This window comes from Winogradskyella jejuensis (assembly GCF_900129745.1).
GTDB lineage: Bacteria > Bacteroidota > Bacteroidia > Flavobacteriales > Flavobacteriaceae > Winogradskyella > Winogradskyella jejuensis.
In genome coordinates this window covers 867,979-887,263 of sequence record NZ_FQWS01000002.1, presented here as the reverse complement: position 1 = coordinate 887,263, position 19,285 = coordinate 867,979, and the positions used below count along the sequence as shown (strand labels likewise).

Annotated in this window: 23 protein-coding genes; 6 read left to right on the top strand and 17 right to left on the bottom strand. The window is 33.7% G+C overall.

The window, feature by feature from the left end; genetic code table 11:
• The first annotated feature begins 17 nt into the window (after window positions 1-17).
• Complete coding sequence (locus tag BUB95_RS11905; RefSeq protein WP_073086746.1) at window positions 18-1,250, top strand: mechanosensitive ion channel family protein; 1,233 nt, start codon at window positions 18-20, stop codon at window positions 1,248-1,250.
• Here BUB95_RS11905 and BUB95_RS11900 read toward each other — a convergent pair.
• Both BUB95_RS11900 and BUB95_RS11895 read right to left on the bottom strand, forming a co-directional pair.
• Window positions 1,247-1,639 (bottom strand): acyl-CoA thioesterase, encoded by a 393-nt coding sequence (locus BUB95_RS11900; protein ID WP_073086744.1) that lies wholly within the window; start codon window positions 1,637-1,639, stop codon window positions 1,247-1,249. The genes BUB95_RS11905 and BUB95_RS11900 overlap by 4 nt on opposite strands.
• A complete protein-coding gene (locus BUB95_RS11895) occupies window positions 1,640-2,533 on the bottom strand; it encodes a DUF72 domain-containing protein (protein WP_073086742.1) in 894 nt (297 codons plus the stop codon).
• A 153-nt stretch (window positions 2,534-2,686) separates the two neighbouring features.
• Between BUB95_RS11895 and BUB95_RS11890 the strand changes: the two genes are divergently transcribed.
• Entirely contained in the window at window positions 2,687-3,103 is a 417-nt protein-coding gene (locus BUB95_RS11890; protein ID WP_073086740.1) for a glyoxalase, read from the top strand.
• On the opposite strand, the gene BUB95_RS11885 is transcribed toward BUB95_RS11890, so the two are convergent.
• Window positions 3,100-3,777, bottom strand: a complete 678-nt coding sequence (locus BUB95_RS11885) for a DUF2461 domain-containing protein (RefSeq protein ID WP_073086738.1) — start codon at window positions 3,775-3,777, stop codon at window positions 3,100-3,102. The two genes, BUB95_RS11890 and BUB95_RS11885, sit on opposite strands and share 4 nt — an antisense overlap.
• Window positions 3,778-4,030: 253 nt before the next feature.
• Here BUB95_RS11885 and BUB95_RS11880 point away from each other — a divergent pair, with 253 nt between their 5' ends.
• Window positions 4,031-4,252 (top strand): hypothetical protein, encoded by a 222-nt coding sequence (locus BUB95_RS11880; protein WP_073086736.1) that lies wholly within the window; start codon window positions 4,031-4,033, stop codon window positions 4,250-4,252.
• A gap of 113 nt (window positions 4,253-4,365) precedes the next feature.
• Window positions 4,366-4,803: a hypothetical protein gene (locus BUB95_RS11875; protein WP_143185602.1), complete on the top strand. Its 438-nt coding sequence runs from the start codon at window positions 4,366-4,368 to the stop codon at window positions 4,801-4,803.
• Window positions 4,804-4,818: 15 nt separating this feature from the next.
• Here BUB95_RS11875 and BUB95_RS11870 read toward each other — a convergent pair whose 3' ends face one another.
• Window positions 4,819-5,604, bottom strand: a complete 786-nt coding sequence (locus tag BUB95_RS11870) for a tRNA pseudouridine synthase A (RefSeq protein ID WP_073087430.1) — start codon at window positions 5,602-5,604, stop codon at window positions 4,819-4,821.
• 87 nt (window positions 5,605-5,691) lie between these two features.
• Between BUB95_RS11870 and BUB95_RS11865 the strand changes: the two genes are divergently transcribed.
• Complete coding sequence (locus BUB95_RS11865; protein WP_073086732.1) at window positions 5,692-6,111, top strand: hypothetical protein; 420 nt, start codon at window positions 5,692-5,694, stop codon at window positions 6,109-6,111.
• Window positions 6,112-6,260: 149 nt separating this feature from the next.
• Complete coding sequence (locus BUB95_RS11860) at window positions 6,261-6,695, top strand: toxin-antitoxin system YwqK family antitoxin (RefSeq protein WP_073086730.1); 435 nt, start codon at window positions 6,261-6,263, stop codon at window positions 6,693-6,695.
• Here the strand turns inward: BUB95_RS11860 and hisIE are convergent, their stop codons facing one another.
• The 13 genes from hisIE to sucD all read right to left on the bottom strand — a co-directional run bounded on the left by hisIE (window position 6,696) and on the right by sucD (window position 19,276).
• Window positions 6,696-7,295 carry a bifunctional phosphoribosyl-AMP cyclohydrolase/phosphoribosyl-ATP diphosphatase HisIE gene (gene hisIE, locus BUB95_RS11855; RefSeq protein ID WP_073086728.1) on the bottom strand — a complete coding sequence of 200 codons (600 nt, stop codon included), beginning with the start codon at window positions 7,293-7,295 and terminating at the stop codon, window positions 6,696-6,698.
• Window positions 7,296-7,338: 43 nt separating this feature from the next.
• Window positions 7,339-8,094, bottom strand: a complete 756-nt coding sequence (gene hisF, locus BUB95_RS11850) for an imidazole glycerol phosphate synthase subunit HisF (RefSeq protein ID WP_073086726.1) — start codon at window positions 8,092-8,094, stop codon at window positions 7,339-7,341.
• Window position 8,095: 1 nt separating this feature from the next.
• Complete coding sequence (hisA, locus tag BUB95_RS11845; RefSeq protein WP_073086724.1) at window positions 8,096-8,830, bottom strand: 1-(5-phosphoribosyl)-5-[(5-phosphoribosylamino)methylideneamino]imidazole-4-carboxamide isomerase; 735 nt, start codon at window positions 8,828-8,830, stop codon at window positions 8,096-8,098.
• Between the two features lie 92 nt (window positions 8,831-8,922).
• Window positions 8,923-9,504 (bottom strand): imidazole glycerol phosphate synthase subunit HisH, encoded by a 582-nt coding sequence (gene hisH / locus BUB95_RS11840; RefSeq protein WP_073086722.1) that lies wholly within the window; start codon window positions 9,502-9,504, stop codon window positions 8,923-8,925.
• Entirely contained in the window at window positions 9,504-10,637 is a 1,134-nt protein-coding gene (gene hisB / locus BUB95_RS11835; RefSeq protein ID WP_073086720.1) for a bifunctional histidinol-phosphatase/imidazoleglycerol-phosphate dehydratase HisB, read from the bottom strand. Before hisB ends, hisH begins: the two co-directional genes overlap by 1 nt.
• Window positions 10,637-11,680: a histidinol-phosphate transaminase gene (gene hisC, locus BUB95_RS11830; protein WP_073086718.1), complete on the bottom strand. Its 1,044-nt coding sequence runs from the start codon at window positions 11,678-11,680 to the stop codon at window positions 10,637-10,639. The genes hisB and hisC overlap by 1 nt, the downstream gene beginning before the upstream one ends.
• 41 nt (window positions 11,681-11,721) lie before the next feature.
• Window positions 11,722-13,005 (bottom strand): histidinol dehydrogenase, encoded by a 1,284-nt coding sequence (hisD, locus tag BUB95_RS11825; protein WP_073086716.1) that lies wholly within the window; start codon window positions 13,003-13,005, stop codon window positions 11,722-11,724.
• Entirely contained in the window at window positions 13,005-13,862 is an 858-nt protein-coding gene (gene hisG / locus BUB95_RS11820; protein WP_073086714.1) for an ATP phosphoribosyltransferase, read from the bottom strand. Before hisG ends, hisD begins: the two co-directional genes overlap by 1 nt.
• A gap of 222 nt (window positions 13,863-14,084) precedes the next feature.
• Window positions 14,085-14,897 (bottom strand): prohibitin family protein, encoded by an 813-nt coding sequence (locus tag BUB95_RS11815; protein WP_073086712.1) that lies wholly within the window; start codon window positions 14,895-14,897, stop codon window positions 14,085-14,087.
• Between the two features lie 11 nt (window positions 14,898-14,908).
• Complete coding sequence (locus BUB95_RS11810) at window positions 14,909-16,936, bottom strand: hypothetical protein (RefSeq protein ID WP_073086710.1); 2,028 nt, start codon at window positions 16,934-16,936, stop codon at window positions 14,909-14,911.
• A gap of 2 nt (window positions 16,937-16,938) precedes the next feature.
• Window positions 16,939-17,535, bottom strand: coding sequence for a hypothetical protein (locus BUB95_RS11805; RefSeq protein ID WP_073086708.1), 597 nt, complete (start codon window positions 17,533-17,535; stop codon window positions 16,939-16,941).
• 12 nt (window positions 17,536-17,547) lie between these two features.
• Entirely contained in the window at window positions 17,548-18,294 is a 747-nt protein-coding gene (gene fabG, locus BUB95_RS11800; protein ID WP_073086706.1) for a 3-oxoacyl-[acyl-carrier-protein] reductase, read from the bottom strand.
• A 109-nt stretch (window positions 18,295-18,403) separates the two neighbouring features.
• Window positions 18,404-19,276: a succinate--CoA ligase subunit alpha gene (gene sucD / locus BUB95_RS11795; protein WP_073086704.1), complete on the bottom strand. Its 873-nt coding sequence runs from the start codon at window positions 19,274-19,276 to the stop codon at window positions 18,404-18,406.
• Window positions 19,277-19,285: the final 9 nt, after the last annotated feature.

Below are 19,285 nucleotides of genomic sequence, written 5' to 3'. Positions count from 1 at the left end.
GAAATAATCGTATTACAATGAAACATTACATTTACGATTTACTCATCGAAAATGGGTTTACGCAAAGTGCTGCAAAATACTTAAACATGCTTGCGCTTCTTGTTGCACTGTTAATTGTCGCTTTTATTATAGACTTTATTACTAAACGCATATTGTGGAGGGTTTCTTCTGGCATTGCAAAACGTACGAAAACCGATTTTGATGACATATTAATTACTAACAAGTTACCTAGAAATGTTGCTCACATTATTCCTTTAATCATCTTAATTGAATTTGTTCCTCAGGTTTTTTCAGACTTTCCTTTTGTAGAGTCTATTATTGAAAAAACTTTGAAAGTTGTAGCCATACTTTTAGCATTACGCATTTTACGAAGTATTTTATTATCGGTTAAAGATTACTTGAAGACTTTACCGAAGTATAAAGACAAACCAATTTACAGCTACATCCAAGTGTTTATGATATTTATGTGGTTGCTCGCTATTTTTTCAATTTTTGCGATAATCACTGGAATTTCATTTTGGGAATTTGTAACTAGTCTAGGAGCTGTTTCAGCAATTATTATTCTTGTATTTAGAGATAGTATTTTAGGTTTTGTGGCGAGTATTCAAGTTACCGTCAATGATATGGTACGTATTGGCGATTGGATAACTTTTGAAAAATATGGTGCAGATGGTGATGTCATAGAAATTACGCTTGCAACGGTGAAAGTACAGAACTGGGATAAAACCATTACAACCATACCGACTTATGCATTAATTTCAGATTCCTTTAAAAACTGGCGTGGCATGTCTAATTCTGGTGGAAGGCGTATTAAACGTTCTGTGATTATTAAAGCTTCTACTATTAAGTTTTTAACAGACAAAGATATTGAACGCTTTAAGAAAATAGAATTAGTTTCAGAATACTTGAACACACGCTCAAACGAAATATCAAAACACAATATTCAACTAAATATTGATAAATCTGTCTTAATTAATGGTAGAAATCTCACCAATTTTGGAGTATTTAGAAAGTATCTCCAAACCTATATTGAAACCCATTCTGCCATAAAGAAAGATATGACTTTAATGGTCCGCCAACTCGAGCAAACTCCTCAAGGCATTCCTCTTGAAATATATGCATTTAGCAGTGACCAACGTTGGCAGAACTATGAGTATATCATGGGTGATATCTTTGACCATGTTCTGGCATCCGTAAAGTATTTTGATTTAGAAGTTTATGAATTAAGCATGGACTTAGCAAGCAACTAATCGTTATTTAATCTATCCTTTACATATTCTACCTCTGTTTTACCATGCGGCGCTGGTTTACCCTCTTTTCCTAGATTAACCATTATCATATTGTCAACAGTTAATATGGTTTCTCGAGTCATTTTATTACGTGCTTCACACTTCATAGTAATAGATGTTCTTCCAAATTTAATAACCTCCATTCCAATCTCTACAATATCTCCCTTTTTGGCTGAAGCCATAAAGTTAATCTCAGACATGTATTTAGTCACTATTTTAGGATTTTCAAGCTGAATTATAGTATAAAGAGCAGCCTCTTCATCTATCCAAGCTAATAATTGGCCACCAAATAAGGTGCCGTTTGGATTTAAATCTTCGGGTTTTACCCATTTACGTGTATTAAATCTCATTTACAATAAAGTTTGTTGTCCATTAGAATCGTCATTAGGGATTTTTAAGTCAGTTCCCAACTCCGTATTCATCTTTTTAATTAAATATGCTGAAAGCAATGGTGATTCTTTTTCTATATTTTGATGCACAAAGAAATTGACATCTTTAATCCCAGCATGTTTCCATGTTTTTAGTCGGTCTACCCAATCATCTAACCTGCTATAATCTGTTTGATGATTAGCGCCGACATACCTGACAAACGCTCTAGAATTTGTTAAACGCATGTGAATAATATCTCTTCTTCCTGCAGAATCTACAATAATATTGGAAATGTTATTTTCTTCTAATAACTGGTATAAATCTTCCGAAACAGCTTCGTCGTTATACCAATCCGTATGTCTAAACTCAAGGGCTAAAGGAATTTCTTTTGGCCAAGATTCAACAAAATCAACAACACGATTAAAGTCTTTTGGTGCAAAGTTATTATGCATTTGAAGAAACACACAGCCTAGCTTTTCTTTTAAGTTAACAGCGCTGTAGAGATAATTTTCAACAACTGGACCTACATCTTCATTTAATCTTTTCCAGTGGCTAATTTCTTGATTTAGTTTCGGAAAGAATTTAAAATTTGAGGGTGTTTTTTCGTACCATTTTTCAAACTGTTCTGGTGAAAATATGCGATAAAATGTAGCATTCAATTCAATGGAATTAAATTGTCGTGAATAATATTCAAGCTCATCTTTTGTGCCTCGAGGATAAAACCCTTTTAAATCTGCCCTATTCCATTTAGCACAACCTACAAAGACATTAAATTCGTCACAGGCATTTTCTTTCAATACTCTTGCTGTATCCGGGTGGTCTTTTGGTAAGGTAAAATCTATAGTTTCTGGATAATCAACACTGCCAAACTTCATATTTTAAAAATTTTAGCTAAAGATACTAACAAGAAATTGCTCTAGCCAAAATTACTATTGTTAATAACACCGTTAACAAGATAATGTTTGCGAAAGCTTTCTGAGGTTATATATATTTAAATTTAATTCCATATTAATTGTAATCCTATTCTTATGGAGACTCGCTCTAAACTACTGCTGAATATACGACCTCAAATTCCTTCAGCTAAAATCTACGATACAATGTCGAACGACGAAGCTTTTCAGAACAAAACATTGCGTCCAATTATTAAAATGCAACACGATTTACTTATAGCAGTTTTTAGGAATTACATTGCTAAACGTAAGCATGTGTTTTATGATTTAACGCTTCCAAAACAAATGGCTTACATAGAAAATGCTATACATAAGGACATGAAATTTAGAAATTCTGTAAAAGGAATGATTATAGGGCAGTTTACCGTTGAAGAATACGAGCTTTACATCAAAAACTCTTCCGCCCTCAACAAACGTATGATGAATATTGTAAAAGAGCGGTTGGTAGATAGCATTCAACTCTTTGTAAAGCCAGAATATTTAAAAGCGGTTTAAATTATAGACTCTCCATTTAAATTAGTGGTTAAAACGTCACTCATATAATCAAAATATGGACGAGCACTTTTAAAGGCGTTATTCACATTTTCAATAAATTTATCTGAAGTGACTTCTTCGTCACTGTATTTTTTTATAAAAATGTACTGTTTTTTACGGATTAAATCTACTGCTGGATGCTCTTTATCAAAACCTCTTGGCGCAGTTTTTAATTCGTCCCCAACCAAATCACCCCAAGTGGACTTAAAGGCTTTATGATTTAATATCTCTCGTATTTCTTGGTCATCCATTTCAAATTCTTTACGAATACGCATTAAATCGTCTTTATGCGGTTCCCAAAAACCAATGGCGATAAAAGACTCATTATTTGGCTGAATATGTAGATAATAACCACCACGGAGTTCAGGTTTTTTACGATGAAAAGACCCACCAAAATGTGTTTTATAGGGTAGCTTATTCTTAGAGAATCGTACATCTCTATAGATTCTAAATAGTTTTACCTTGTCTATATTGTCATGAGAATTCATGAGTTCTCCAATGGAATTGTAAACGAACTTTACGTGAGCTTCAATTTTTTTGAATTCTGGTTTATGTTCGTTAAACCAATCTCTATTATTGTTTTTTTGAAGTTTTTTGAAGAATGAAAGTGCAGTTTTGGGTATGGTATTACTCATAGAATTTTTTATAAAAATAAAACAATGTTCTTTTTAAGGCTAAAATGTTTGAAATATTATTTATTAAATCAATATAATCTTACATAAAAACTCAGATTTTAATAATGTGAAAATTATGAAGAATTAACATTTATTGCTTTGTCTATATATTATTTTAACAAATTGAGTATTGTATTTTTAATATTTATTAAATGATTTGTAAAATGAAAGAATTTTCACTATTATGCAGAAATTTTAATATTTATATTTACACATGGGTAGACCCGCAACAAAGCCGACAAAACTTAAAGATGGTTTTTATATAGAGATACGTAACAAAGGTTCTAAGTCCGGAGTTAAACTATATAACGGCACTAAAATGCAGATGGATCGTGCTATAAAAATGTACGAGAGGTCTAAAGAAGTCATTATTTTAGGCGAATCTGTTAACGGAAAATTTGTAGAAAAAGAGCCTAAGCTTCATGTTGTTGAGTAAAAATCGCTCTTCCAAAATGTGATAATTCTCATATTTATTCCTTTATTTTCTTTCTACCTTGTTGATTGTTAAGTCGCGTTAAGCGTTTTGTATTAACTAAACAATCAATGATTATGACAAATTTATCTTATTCTAAAACCCCATTTTGGTATTGGATTATATCGCTTTTGGCATTCCTATGGTATGCTTTAGGTGCTTATTATTTTATATCACAAGCTTATAACACATCAGCTTATCGGTCAATGTACTCTCCAGAACAACTGATGGTAGTAGATAAAATGCCTGTATGGGCTATAGCAGCATTTGGCCTTGCAGTTTTTGTAGGTTTAGTTGGTGTTATTGGCATGTTTTTGAAAAAGAATTGGTCTAAAACACTATTCCTAATCTCATTATTTGCCATAATACTTCAGTACGTATATAATGTATTTATTGGTAAAATGTACGAACTATTCTCTCTAGCTGAGAACATTAGATATTTTATTATTCCAATTATTGCGTTTCTACTTTACTATATCGTTTCAAATGTGAGTAAACGGAATTGGTTTAGATAAAACAGAAGGCTTTATTTATTCAAAATTTATAGAATGTAATATTAATCCAGAAGCTGGTGCTATGTAATCCATAACTTCAGTACTATTGTCGGTTAAGGAGTCTTTGATATAATCTAGAGTCACTTCTCCTCTGCCTAACTTTATTAAAACACCAAACATTAGTCGTATTTGATTACGCATAAAACCTTTACCTCTAACTCTTAAAACATAAGATTTTTTAGGAAAAAAATTTGCAGTGTATAGCGAGTTCTCCTCCAAACCGCAATATTCTATTGTTCGTATGAATTCGCCTGTTTCTGATGCTTTATAACAATATGATTTAAAATTATGAGTACCATTAAATAATTGAGCTCCTTCTTTCATCAACTCTACATCCAGGGAATCAAGTATTGTCGTTAATATTGGTGCACAAAACGGATGATTTTTCTGCCCTTCAGAAAACACATAATGGTATTCTTTAATTTTTGAATCTTGAATAACGTTAAAATCCTTATCAACTTCTTTAATACTTAATGCCCTAATGTCTTGCGGAAGATTGTGATTAAAAAGGTCTAAAAACGCATCAAAATCCTCTATTGGCGTATCATAAAGAAATAATTCTAAGGCAGCTTCATTAGCAGAAACCATAGCATCCGTACGACCCGCACCAAGGGTTTTAAACCGTTGCTTACCCAAAATAAATTTGAGTGTGCGGTCTATCATTAGATGTATGGTTTTTACATCAGGCTGCTTTTGCCAACCATGAAACCGATACCCTAAATATTGAATTTTTATAAGATAATAATAGCTTTTTTGAAACATCATACTAGTGCCGAAATTAGTCTTTGCCCAACACTCTATCAAATTTTTTTTAACTTGAAACCATTAACTAACTAAAATCAACCTATTATGACAACAACAAAACCACCAATTTGGTTCTGGATTGTGAGTGTTTTAGCACTCCTTTGGAACGGCATGGGCGTACTCGCTTACATTGGGCAAGCCTTTATTACAGAAGACATGATTGCACAATTACCTGCAGACCAACAAGCACAATATCTTATGGAACATCCTGCATGGTATACAGCTGCATTTGCAACAGCTGTTTTCGCTGGTGCTTTAGGAGCATTATGTTTACTAATACGAAAAAAATGGGCTTATTTTCTCTTTGTAATTTCGGCATTAGGAGCCATTATTCAGCATGTCTATTTATTTATGAATATTGAAATGACAGGCGCGCAAATGATAATGCCAGTAATGGTTATTGTGGTTTGCTTATTCTTAATTTATTTTTCGAAAAATGCAATTTCAAAACAATGGATTAAATAATACTTGAAAATTAATTCTAAATCAAAGCATCAGTTTTAGTGGTGCTTTTTTTTGTTAGAATACCAAATCACCAATACTGTTAAGATTGATTTATTTCAAAATACTCATCCAAAATCAATTTACTTGTGTATATGTAATAAACAAATACCATGAAAACAATCCTATCACTACTTTTAATTATCATTTGTGCAATTACAGGATTTGCTCAAAATGAAAAGCTAGTTTCTATGAGCAACACATACCAAAAAGCCTATAAACTTGGCTCCAAATATTACGAGATTGGCTCTAAAAAACCTTTTACAGGTACTCTGTATGGCAAATATGATAATGGGAACTATATGACTATGCAAGAATATGTAGACGGTGTTGGAAATGGCAAATGGATTGACTTTGACCCTTATGGTAGAAAAACATGCGAAGGCACTTATAAAGATAATAGAGTCGAAGGCCCGGTAACATTCTTCTACGAAGATGGTAGCATAAAATCTAAAGGACAATATTTACATTGGAAAAAGCCAATTGGTAAATGGACGTATTATGACAAAGAAGGAAATGTTGTTTCTACAATGACATACACACGCTGATTATTTTTGACGAGATTTTAAAACGTCTACAACATCATTCAGCTTAAAACCTTTTGCCTGAAGTAGCATTAAATAATGAAATAGCAAATCAGCACTTTCTTCAAGGAATAAATCGTCATTATTGTCCTTGGCCTCAATGACTACTTCTACTGCTTCTTCTCCAACCTTTTGCGCAACTTTATTGATACCTTTTGCAAATAATGACGCCACATAAGATTTTTTGGTATCTGCATTTTCAATACGTGAAGTAATAGTGTTTTCTAATTTTGAGATAAACCCGAAGGACTCTTTATTTTCTAAATTCCAGCACGTATCAGAACCTTTATGACAAGTTGGCCCTTTTGGGTTTACAGAGATTAGAAGTGTATCATTGTCGCAATCTAATTTCATATCAATCAGATTCAAAACATTTCCACTTTCTTCTCCTTTCGTCCAAAGACGTTGTTTTGTTCGGCTGAAAAAGGTTACCAAACCCGTTTCTTTCGTTTTGTTGAAAGCTTCTTGATTCATATAACCTAACATTAAAACATTTTTAGTTATAGCATCTTGAATAATTGCTGGCACTAGTCCGTCTTTATTTTTATTGAAATCTATGTTCATTTTTGTTATATTTTAAGATGCTGAAATAGGTTCAGCATGAGGGCTAAAGCCGCACGGGTATTCCCTGTTTTTTTAATTCTTTCTTTAGTTCTAAAATTGGTATTTCACCAAAATGAAAAACACTCGCAGCTAAAGCAGCATCAGCTTTTCCATCTATAAATGTATCTGCAAAATGCTGAATTGTTCCAGCTCCACCAGAAGCAATAATTGGAATGTTTACTAATTCTGAAAGCTTGGCTAATGCTTCATTTGCAAAACCAGCTTTGGTTCCATCATGATTCATGGATGTAAATAATATTTCACCGGCACCACGTTGCTCTACTTCTATTGCCCAATCGAACAATTTTATATCTGTCGGGATTGTACCACCAGCCAAATGCACAAACCATTCGCCATCAATTTGCTTGGCATCAATCGCTACAACCACACATTGACTCCCGAATTTATTGGATAATTCGTTAATTAATTCAGGTCGCTTAACAGCCGAAGAATTAATGGACACCTTATCTGCTCCGCAATGTAATAACGCATCAACATCTTCAACAGAAGAAATTCCACCACCAACAGTAAACGGAATATTAACTTGTTCTGCCACTTTTAAAACCATGTCATGCATGGTTTTTCTGTTTTCTAAAGTTGCAGCGATATCGAGAAAAACCAATTCGTCTGCACCCAAATCTGCATATTGCTTCGCTAAAATTACTGGGTCGCCAGCATCACGTAAATCAACAAAATTGACACCTTTTACGGTACGCCCATTTTTTATATCTAGACAAGGGACTATTCGTTTTGTAAGCATCTTATATAAACTCTTCTAACTGTTTTAAACTAATTCTGTTTTCGTAAATAGCCTTTCCAATAATTACGCCTTCACAGCCTATAGCTTTTAAATTATGCAAGTCTTCGATATCTGAAACGCCACCAGAAGCTATAAGTTTTATAGACTGTGCACCACTTTTATTGCTGCACTCTGAGATAATCGTTTTGTACAACTCTATTGATGGGCCTTCAAGCATTCCATCTTTTGAAATATCAGTGCATATTACATATTGTATATGCTTTCTTTGATAGTTTTTTATAAACGATATCACTTCTTCTTTACTATTCTCTTGCCATCCGTTTATAGCAATTTTTCCGTCGTTACTATCTGCACCTAGAATGATTTTTTGTGCTCCGTATTTAGAAATCCAACCTTCAAACGTTTCTCTATCGCTTACCGCAATGCTTCCTCCTGTTATCTGTCTTGCACCACTATTGAAAGCTATGTTTAAATCTTCGTTAGATTTTAATCCGCCTCCAAAATCAATTTTTAATTTTGTTTTTGAAGCAATTTGCTCTAATACTTTGTAATTGACAATATGCTTTGCTTTGGCGCCGTCCAAATCTACGAGATGTAAGTATTCTATACCTGATGCTTCAAACTGTTTAGCGACTTCAAGTGGATTTTCATTATATATTTTTTTTGTATCGTAATCGCCTTTAGTGAGTCTTACACACTTTCCGTCGATGATATCTATGGCTGGTATTATTCTCATATTTATTTCCTGCGCTGGCAAGAATCTATTTTAATTAATATTTGGTTTTATTAAGACCTTTCGATTACGCTCAAGGTAACATTTCAATTCGGTTAAAGTTCTAAAAAGTTCTTTAACAACTGCTCACCTGCTTTAGATGATTTTTCAGGGTGAAATTGAACTCCATAAAAATTATCCTTTTGTAAAGCAGAAGCATATTCTAATTCATAATCTGATGTTGCTATGGATTCTTCACAATTTTCAGCATAAAAACTATGAACCAAATACATGTAATCTCCTTCAGATATATTTTTAAATAAATTTGATTTAAGACTTCTAACTGTATTCCAACCCATTTGTGGTACCTTAACATTATTTGAAAAACGCTTAACGTTGGTGTTAAATATGCCTAGTCCTTTTGTGTCGCCTTCTTCGGTACAGTTGCACATGAGTTGCATACCTAAACAAATACCTAAAACCGGCTGCTCGAGCTTTGGAATTAGAGCATCTAAGCCACTTTGCTTAAGTTTTTTCATTGCTGAACTTGCCTCACCAACACCAGGAAAAATCACTTTATCTGCTTTAATTATTTCATCTGGATTATCTGATAATATTGCTTCATATCCCAAACGCTGAAAGGCAAATTGAATGCTTTTGATATTTCCTGCTCCGTAATTAACTATTTTCAAATCCATTACAGCATTCCTTTTGTTGATGGTAAAATCATTTTTTCAACATCTTGCTTTACTGCCATTTTAATAGCCTTTGCAAAGGCTTTGAATATGGCTTCAATTTTGTGATGCTCATTTGTGCCTTCAACTTTTATGTTAAGGTTACATTTAGCGCCATCTGTAAAAGATTTAAAGAAATGATAGAACATTTCAGTTGGCATTTTACCAATCATTTCACGCTTAAATTCAGCATCCCAGACGAGCCAATTTCGGCCTCCAAAATCAATAGCTACTTGCGCTAAACAATCGTCCATCGGCAAACTAAATCCGTAACGCTCAATACCTAATTTATTACCAAGTGTAGTTGTAAATACTTCACCTAAAGCAATAGCAGTATCTTCTATGGTGTGGTGTTCGTCAACTTCTAAATCACCATCAACCTTGATATCTAAATCTAGTTGTCCATGACGCGCAATTTGGTCGAGCATGTGGTCGAAAAATGCAATGCCCGTTGAGATTTTGCTTTTTCCAGTTCCGTCGAGATTTAAATTAATTTTAATCTTAGTCTCATTGGTGTTTCTTTCTATAGAACCTAAACGTTCTGACGTTTTTAGAAATCGATAAATTTTTTCCCAATCGTTAGTTTCTAAGGCGATGTACTGCTTTAATTCACTATTACTAACAGTAACTTCGTCTGTTCCGAGATTAGTGTTGTCATTAATAAAAATACCTTTTGCTCCAAGGTTCTTAGCTAATTCTACATCCGTTAGTCTATCGCCTATGACGAATGAATTTGCTAAATCATAATCCTCAGAAAAGTATTTGGTCAATAACCCAGTATTTGGTTTACGAGTTGGTGCATTGTCTTTGGCAAAGGTTCTATCGATAAATTGCTCTTTAAACACAACCCCTTCGGCCTCAAAAGTTTTTAAAACAAAATTATGGACTGGCCAAAAAGTGTCCTCTGGATAAACCTCTGTGCCTAAACCATCTTGATTGGTAATCATTACGATTTCGAAATTTAGTTCCTTTGCTATTTTACTTAAATATTGAAATACTTTTGGGTAAAATTCTAATTTTTCAAATGAGTCGATTTGCTCATCTGCTGGTTCTTTAATTAGAGTTCCGTCGCGGTCTATGAATAAAACTGGTTTCATTACAGTTGCTTTAAAATCTTAATTAATATTTGATTTTCAATCTTAGTTCCAATTGAAAAGCGCAAAGTGTTTTTGCATAAAGGTTGCGTTGTTCTATTTCTTACAACCACACCTTTTTCTATAAGTTGTTTGTAACGTTTATTAGCATCATCAACCTTTACTAAAATGAAGTTTGCATCAGAATTGTAAACTGTCTCTACAAATGTTATTGTTTGTAAGGCCTCTATCAATTTATCTCTTTCTGATAAAATAGTAGAAACTTCTTTTTCTACTTTTTCTAAATCATTCAAACGCTCCAAAGCCTTTTCTTGTGTAAGCTGATTAACATTGTATGGTGGTTTTATTTTATTTAAGATTGAAATAATAAATTCTGAAGCATAACATATACCCAGCCTAATTCCTGCTAAACCATAAGCCTTAGAGAGCGTCTGAGTAACTACGAGATTAGGAAATTCATTCAATCGGCTTAACCAACTTTCGGTGTTTGAAAAATCAATATAAGCTTCATCAATAACTACAATACCTTTAAATTCTGTAATTAGCTTTTCAATTTTTGAAGCATCAAAACTATTTGCCGTTGGGTTATTTGGCGAACATAAAAACAATAGTTTACTGTTTTCATTTTGAGCAGCTAAAATTTCTTCATCTTTAGGCTGAAAATCTTTATCTAAAAGCACTTCTTTTATTGAAATAGCATTCAAATCTGCTAAAACCGAATACATTCCATATGTTGGTGGTAGCGTGATGACATTATCTCTATTTGGCTCGCAAAAGGCTCTAAATAATAGGTCTAACACTTCGTCACTTCCGTTTCCAAGGAGGATTTGCGACGATGGTATATTCTTAATTTCTGACAAACGCGCTTTTACTTTAGACTGTTTTGGGTCTGGATAACGGTTAACGTTGGTCTGAAACGGATTTTCATTTGCATCTATAAAAACCATTTCTGTGCTCGCATCTTTGTACTCATCTCTGGCCGATGAATACGCTTTTATAGTTTTTATATTTTCTCTTAAAAGATTATTAATATTTAGTTTTTTCATTTTTTTGAGACCTCTCGACTCCGCTCAAGGTGACATTTAGTTTATTTTAAATCTTTTAATCTTAGTGTTACCGCATTTTTATGCGCTTGTAAACCTTCGGCTTCAGCCATTAATTCAATAGCATTTCCTATGTTTTGTATCCCTTTTTCGGATATCTTCTGAAACGTCATACTCTTTTGAAAACTATCAAGGTTCACACCCGAATACGCTTTAGAAAAACCGTTTGTAGGCAATGTATGGTTGGTCCCTGAGGCATAATCTCCTGCACTTTCAGGCGTATAATTACCGATAAAGACGGAACCTGCGTTGCTTATTCTTTCAACAAAATAATCATCATTTTTTGTAGCAACAATAAAGTGTTCTGGACCATATTCATCAATTAAATCTAAAGCGGTTTCGAAACTGTCTACTATTATTGATTTTGAATTTTCGATAGCTTTAAACGCCATATCTTTACGTGGTAATACATTTAATTGCTTTTGAACTTCAGCATTAACCTCTTTTGCAAATTCATTTGATGTTGTAACAAAAATGACTTGACTATCCGCTCCGTGTTCGGCTTGACTCAATAAATCTGAAGCCACGTAAGCAGCACTTGCTGTTTCATCAGCCATCACTAATAATTCACTTGGACCAGCAGGCATATCTATAGCTACTCCGAATTTGGTCGCCAATTGTTTAGCTACAGTAACGTATTGATTTCCTGGGCCGAAAATTTTATAAACTTGAGGAATAGATTCCGTGCCAAACGTTAATCCTGCTACAGCTTGTATCCCACCAACTTTAATAATTTTGGTTACACCACATAGTTGTGCAGCATATAATATTTCATTTGCTACTTTTCCTTGAGAATTTGGCGGCGAACATAAAACTATCTCATTGCAACCAGCAATATTTGCAGGTACGGCTAACATTAAAACTGTTGAAAATAGTGGTGCTGTTCCGCCTGGAATGTATAACCCAACTTTTTGAATTGGCCTTTTTTCTTGCCAACACTCAACACCATCCATAGTTTCAACGAAAATCTTTTCAGTTTTTTGTGCTTTATGAAATTTTTCAATATTGGATTTCGCTAATTTTATGGCATTTTTAAGCTCTTCAGAAACTGATTCAGCAGCTGAATCAATTTTATCTTGACTCACGATAATTTCATCTAAACTTACTTTATCAAATCTTTCCGTATAACGCTTGATTGCTTCGTCTCCATTAGTTTCAATATCTTTAAAAACCTCTAAAACTGTCTCTTCAATATCGTCAACAGATTTAGTTGGTCGTTTTAGAATATCTTTCCAATCGGATTTTTCTGGGTTGGTATATGTTTTCATTACAAAACCATATTTTCAATTGGACAAACTAAAATTCCTTCGGCGCCATTAACTTTTAATTCATCAATAACATCCCAGAAATCGTTTTTATTAATCACAGAGTGCAAAGAACTCCAACCTTCTTTAGCTAATGGCAGAATAGTTGGTGAGTTCATTCCAGGAAGGATTTTAACAATTCTATCTAACTTATCGTTCGGCGCATTTAGTAAAACATATTTATTTTCTCTTCCTTTTAAAACCGATTGTAATCTGAACTGAATTTTATCAATGATTGCCTGATTATCTTGAGAAATCTTTGGTGACGTTGCTAAGACGGCTTCAGATTTTAAGAGCACTTCAATCTCTTTCAACCCATTTTTAAATAAGGTGCTTCCGCTTGAGACAATATCACAGACTGCATCGGCTAAACCTATATTAGGTGCTATCTCTACAGAACCGTTAATAATATGAAGATTTGCGTCAATACCTGCTTTATCTAAAAACTGATTAACCGTATTTGGGTACGATGTTGCTATACGTTTTCCTTCTAAATCCTTTAAAGATTTTGCTCCTGAAGATTTTGGTACCGCAATAGATACACGGCATTTAGAGAAGCCTAATCGTTCTACTATGTTTAAATCATTTCCTTTTTCGATAAGCACGTTTTCGCCAATAATAGCGGCATCTACAACACCATCTCTGAGGTATTGAGGTATATCTCCATTTCGTAAATAGAAAACCTCTAAAGGAAAGTTGCGGGCTGAAGCTTTAAGTTGGTCTTTACCATTATCTATAGAAATTCCTATGGCTTTAAGAATTTTCATAGAATCTTCGTTAAGTCGACCCGATTTTTGAACTGCAATTTTTAATTTACTCATTTTTGGTTTTTGTCTGGTTTGAGAATACCAAGAGTTAAAAAATAAAACCCGTTTGATAGTCTCAAACGGGTTTATAATATATTTTGAATTTATTCAATACATCATTAGCTCGCTTGAGGGCAAGTATGTAAATGATGATGTAATTGAATAGATTTCATGTGTCTTTTTGTTAAAGCAAATTTTCAGAAAAAATAATTACAATTCCAAGTCTTTAACAAACTTTTATTGGTTTCCTAAAATTATAGGCATTCCGCTATCTCCTGAACCAATTACAATTACTTTGCTATTTGGTGATTCAGATAATTTAACTGTAGCCTCAATACCTTTGTCTTGCAAAATTTTATCAGTTAACGAAGCACTTAATATACGGTTAGCGTCTGCTTTACCTTGTGCTTCAATAATTACTTTTTCAGCTTCTTTTTGAGCGGTAACTAATCTAAACTCGTACTCTAAAGATTCTTGCTCTTGTTTTAATTTTCGCTCAATAGCTTGCTTAATTGTTGGCGGTAAAGTTACATCTCTAATTAGAACACTATTCAATTGTATATACTGACTTTCAACAATCTTTTTTGTTTCCATAAAGATTTCTTCTTGTATCGCATCACGCTTACTAGAATACAGTTGCTCAGGCGTATAGCGTCCTACGACACTTCTTGCAGCAGAACGAATAGCTGGTTGCAAAACTCTATTTAAATAATTTCTACCCTTTTCTTTATGCAACTTTGCCAAGTTTACAACATCTGGTTGGTAAAGTACAGAAGCATCTAATTGAATATCTAATCCGTTTGATGATAAAACAGACATTTTCTCAGGAATCTCTTGTTGTCTTACTTCGTATTCTATAACGCTATTCCAGGGTGCAACAAAGTTAATCCCTTCGCCTAAAGGCTCTGAATCAGGGTCTACACCACCATTTAATTTATATAAAACTCCTGCATAACCTGCATCAATAGTTACTACTGATTTTGCAAGAATTATAATTAATGCCACAACGGCTATTAAAATAGGTAATCCAATCTTAGGTAATCTTTCCATTTCTTTCTTTTTTAAATTAATCCGTTATACTTTCTAATAAACCACTCCAAAGATAAGGCTAAAGCAATTAAACCTAGTAAATATTTGTAATCTATTAACGGTATTACACTTCGTTTACTTTTCTGTATGGTCGCAAAACGTTCGTCATTAATTAAATCTTCAGCTACACTATTTGCCTGGTCAATAAAATAAGGTTTACCATTAGTACTTGTTGCAATAGCTTGTAGCTTTGTTACATCTGCATTTAGAAATTGCTGCTCTACATTGTACGCCAGTATCTTAAAAACACCTGAAGCCGATATAGGCTCATCATTGCTCTTAACAGTAAATACATAATCTCCAGGTGTGATACTACTTAAATCTACAACATACGACGCATTTTTAAGCAAAAACGGTAATGTTCTAGAAACATTAGTTTCTTTGTTTCTGTACGTTATCTCAAGATTGGCATCTGCATCAAATTCATAATTTTTATTGAAGTATTGGGCGCTAATGACTATATTCTCATTTTGATTGTAGAACGATTTATAATCTAAATTTAGACGGTTTCGTTTTTTATTCGAGCTTAGATATTGGACGAGTTTTCCTATAATATTATCAAAATCCTCAAAGCTTTCTGTATCTAAGTGACATTGCGCACGCCAACGCCAAATACCGTCTCCGTTGAGAAATGCATGCTTTTGATTATCTGCTTCAAAAGTACTTAGTAATGTTTCGTCTGTAATAAGACCATTTATGGTTTTGTATAACAATGTCTCTTCTGGTACAGAAAATGTAACTGAACCAAACTCTGAGCGTAATGGCGGATAATTGTCAAAAGTAATATTATTGACTATAAATGTTCCATAATTAGCATTTAAAATAGGCTGATAATCTTCGGTTTGATTTGTGATTTCTTGAGTGAAATAAGGTTGATTGGCATTAAGAAAATTCCAATCTGTACTAGCACCTGCTATAGTAAACGTATTAAGCTTTTGGTCGGATATTTTATCAAAAGCTAACTTAAAGTTTGTGTTTGGCTGATAAACAATAACTAATTGAAAATCTTTATCTTGAGCTATAAATTCTTTAGGGTTTAAAATCGAAACACTTCGCTGTTCATTGCTCTCAATAGATTTTTTAAGAGCGCCTAAATCAGGATGTATAGTTTCTGCTACGATAGCAATATTTGTTTTTTGGTCAATGACTTCAACAGCAAAATTTTTATAGTTGTTTATTGTGTTCTTTTCATTATCGAGTGGAGCCAACTCAACACGATAGGTCTTAACACCGACACTAGTCGCATTAAGATTGGTATTTACTATTTCCGAAGTTTTACTTGGACTGAGTTTAATATTTTTAGAAAAGACAATACTATTCCCAGAACGAATATTAAGCTTTGCCAATACTTCAGTGTTGCCAGAATAATTGACTATAGCTTCTACAGGAAATCTATTTTTTAAATATGCGTAGCGATTGACATTTACCTGGCTAATCCTTAAATCTGAAAAGGTTGTTGTATCACCAAGAATAACTGGAAATATTGGTTGCTTCTTGTTTACAGCGTATTGATAATCATTTCCTATGGTTTGGTTACCATCTGTGATTAATAGCAAGGGTGAAGTAATACCTTTATAAAGCTCATTATAGTTCTTAAAAAACCGAGATAGATTAGATTGACTTTCGACAAAATTTAAAGAGTCTACAGAGGTAACATCAGACCCAAAACTAAAAGTTTCAATATTAAATTTATCTTCTAGTGCTTTGTTGCTCAGTATTGATTCGAAAAATGACTTAGCTTTCTCAGCTTGTTTTAGATAAGAAACAGATTCAGAATTATCAATGGCTACAACTAGATTTGGCTTCTCTTCATAATAGCTTACAGCTTCAAATTTTGGATTTATGAGTAATACTAGAGTTGCAAATATTGCTATAAATCTTAGTGGAATTAATATAGCTCTTAGTTTTGAGTTTTTTGATTTATATACATACTGAAATAGCGCTAATAAAAGCGCTATAATTCCAGATACTATTAATAAAATTAGGGTTTGATTACTCAATATTATTTCACTTTTAAAATATCGAAAGAATCCATAAAACGCCTAATACTTTTATTGCCATCGTTACTTGGCATAGTAATAACCTGGGTAATAAACATTACATTTTCTACTAAATAGGCATTGATATAAATGTAACCACTTTCTGTTTGAATTTTTATAGACCGTCCTGGATAGCCATTAAGCTTTATTTTTTTATCGGAAAGTTTTGTGCCATTTACATTAGTCACAGCCCCTTCCACGGCGCCATCTAAAATACTAGACTGTTTTTCTTGGTCAGCATCTTTAAATTGCTCTTCGGGGTAATCTGACCGTATGAGCGAATAAACAGCATTGTCATCACCGCTCATCAATGGTGCATACATTACCATGTGCATGTCTAGACTCCCAACTGCCGTTTGTACCTTCTGAACAGATTCTTTTGGAGTAGCAGGAAATATTGCGGTTACTGCTAATTCTTCTGATTTATACTTTACCCAACCGTTGGGTACATTTGTAACAACAGCAGATGAATTTGATTCTTCTCCATGCTGTCCGGCATCTTGACTAAAGCCGTTTATTGATGCGCTAAATATTAGGGCTATTAGAAGGATTTTCTTCATTTTTAGTATTGTTTAGGTTAACATTCCACCATCTACATTGAGTGTTTGACCAGTAACATAGGCACTTAAGTCACTAGCTAAATACACGCAAGCATTTGCTATATCTTCTGGTGTACCTCCACGTTTTAGTGGAATGGCAGCTCTCCACCCTTTTACGGTTTCTTCATCTAATTTAGCCGTCATTTCAGTTTCTATAAAACCTGGTGCAATGACGTTACTTCTAATATTACGTGACCCTAACTCTAAGGCTACAGATTTAGAAAATCCAATGATTCCTGCTTTAGATGCTGCATAGTTTGTCTGACCAGCATTTCCTTTTACGCCTACAACAGAACTCATATTAATAATTGAGCCTTTACGTTGTTTTAGCATGGTGCGTTGCACAGCTTTTGTCATATTAAATACAGACTTCAAGTTAACTTCAATAACCTTGTCAAAATCTTCCTCGCCCATACGCATGAGGAGATTATCTTTTGTAATCCCTGCATTATTAACTAATATGTCAATACTTCCGAATTCTGCTAAAACATCTTCAGCCAATTTTTGTGCATCATCAAAATTTGCTGCATTACTCTGGTATCCTTTTGCTTTTATTCCTTTTGAATTTAAATCTGCTTCTAAAGCATTTGCTGCCTCGACAGATGAGCTATATGTAAATGCTACATTAGCACCATGTTCTGCAAAAACTTCTGCAATACCCTTACCAATTCCTCGAGAAGCTCCTGTTATAATTGCGGTTTTACCTTCTAATAATTTCATGTGATTGAATAGTTGTTTATATGTAACTCAAAGATATAAATTACAAATTGCATCAAATAAAAAAACCTTACAAGATTTTGTAAGGTTTTTAACAGTAATGTTATTTAGCTTAGCCAAGTACTTCGGCTACTTTCTTTCCTATTTCTGCTGGAGAATCTACTACGTGAATACCACATTCTCTCATGATCTTCTTTTTGGCTTGGGCAGTATCATCACTACCACCTACAATCGCTCCCGCGTGCCCCATTGTACGTCCTGCTGGTGCAGTTTCACCTGCAATAAAACCTACAACCGGCTTCTTACTTCCTGAGTCTTTGTACCATTGCGCTGCATCTGCTTCTAACTGTCCTCCTATTTCTCCAATCATGACTACAGCTTCAGTCTCTGAATCATTGATTAGTAACTCAACAGCTTCTTTAGTCGTGGTACCAATAATTGGGTCACCACCAATACCGATTGCTGTTGTAATTCCTAATCCTTGTTTTACTACTTGGTCAGCAGCTTCATAAGTTAAAGTACCTGATTTTGAAACAATACCTACTTTACCAGATTTGAAAACAAATCCTGGCATAATACCAACTTTAGCTTCACCTGGAGTAATAACACCTGGGCAGTTAGGACCAACTAAACGGCAGTCTCTATCTTTTATGTAATCAGCAGCTTTAATCATATCTGCAACAGGGATACCTTCAGTAATCGTAATAATAACTTTGATACCTGCATCTGCAGCTTCCATAATTGCATCAGCCGCAAATGCTGGTGGTACAAATATAATTGTTGTATCTGCTCCTACTTTCTCAACAGCTTCAGAAACTGTATTAAAAACAGGTCTATCTAAGTGAGTTTGCCCACCTTTACCTGGCGTAACACCACCTACAACATTAGTACCATATTCAATCATTTGACTAGCGTGAAAGGTACCTTCACTACCTGTAAAACCTTGAACAATTATTTTTGAATCTTTATTGACTAAAACGCTCATGTATATTTT

Coding starts and splice junctions, on each gene's coding strand:
- BUB95_RS11900 (WP_073086744.1), bottom strand. CDS start 1,639: ATGAGATTTAATACACGTAAATGGGTAAAACCCGAAGATTTAAATCCA.
- hisH (WP_073086722.1), bottom strand. CDS start 9,504: ATGGATTTGAAAATAGTTAATTACGGAGCAGGAAATATCAAAAGCATT.
- BUB95_RS11880 (WP_073086736.1), top strand. CDS start 4,031: ATGGGTAGACCCGCAACAAAGCCGACAAAACTTAAAGATGGTTTTTAT.
- sucD (WP_073086704.1), bottom strand. CDS start 19,276: ATGAGCGTTTTAGTCAATAAAGATTCAAAAATAATTGTTCAAGGTTTT.
- BUB95_RS11890 (WP_073086740.1), top strand. CDS start 2,687: ATGGAGACTCGCTCTAAACTACTGCTGAATATACGACCTCAAATTCCT.
- BUB95_RS11815 (WP_073086712.1), bottom strand. CDS start 14,897: ATGGAAAGATTACCTAAGATTGGATTACCTATTTTAATAGCCGTTGTG.
- BUB95_RS11805 (WP_073086708.1), bottom strand. CDS start 17,535: ATGAAGAAAATCCTTCTAATAGCCCTAATATTTAGCGCATCAATAAAC.
- hisG (WP_073086714.1), bottom strand. CDS start 13,862: ATGAGTAAATTAAAAATTGCAGTTCAAAAATCGGGTCGACTTAACGAA.
- hisF (WP_073086726.1), bottom strand. CDS start 8,094: ATGCTTACAAAACGAATAGTCCCTTGTCTAGATATAAAAAATGGGCGT.
- BUB95_RS11870 (WP_073087430.1), bottom strand. CDS start 5,604: ATGTTTCAAAAAAGCTATTATTATCTTATAAAAATTCAATATTTAGGG.
- hisD (WP_073086716.1), bottom strand. CDS start 13,005: ATGAAAACATATACCAACCCAGAAAAATCCGATTGGAAAGATATTCTA.
- hisC (WP_073086718.1), bottom strand. CDS start 11,680: ATGAAAAAACTAAATATTAATAATCTTTTAAGAGAAAATATAAAAACT.
- hisB (WP_073086720.1), bottom strand. CDS start 10,637: ATGAAACCAGTTTTATTCATAGACCGCGACGGAACTCTAATTAAAGAA.
- fabG (WP_073086706.1), bottom strand. CDS start 18,294: ATGAAATTATTAGAAGGTAAAACCGCAATTATAACAGGAGCTTCTCGA.
- BUB95_RS11865 (WP_073086732.1), top strand. CDS start 5,692: ATGACAACAACAAAACCACCAATTTGGTTCTGGATTGTGAGTGTTTTA.
- hisIE (WP_073086728.1), bottom strand. CDS start 7,295: ATGAACATAGATTTCAATAAAAATAAAGACGGACTAGTGCCAGCAATT.
- BUB95_RS11905 (WP_073086746.1), top strand. CDS start 18: ATGAAACATTACATTTACGATTTACTCATCGAAAATGGGTTTACGCAA.
- BUB95_RS11875 (WP_143185602.1), top strand. CDS start 4,366: ATGACAAATTTATCTTATTCTAAAACCCCATTTTGGTATTGGATTATA.
- hisA (WP_073086724.1), bottom strand. CDS start 8,830: ATGAGAATAATACCAGCCATAGATATCATCGACGGAAAGTGTGTAAGA.
- BUB95_RS11860 (WP_073086730.1), top strand. CDS start 6,261: ATGAAAACAATCCTATCACTACTTTTAATTATCATTTGTGCAATTACA.
- BUB95_RS11885 (WP_073086738.1), bottom strand. CDS start 3,777: ATGAGTAATACCATACCCAAAACTGCACTTTCATTCTTCAAAAAACTT.
- BUB95_RS11895 (WP_073086742.1), bottom strand. CDS start 2,533: ATGAAGTTTGGCAGTGTTGATTATCCAGAAACTATAGATTTTACCTTA.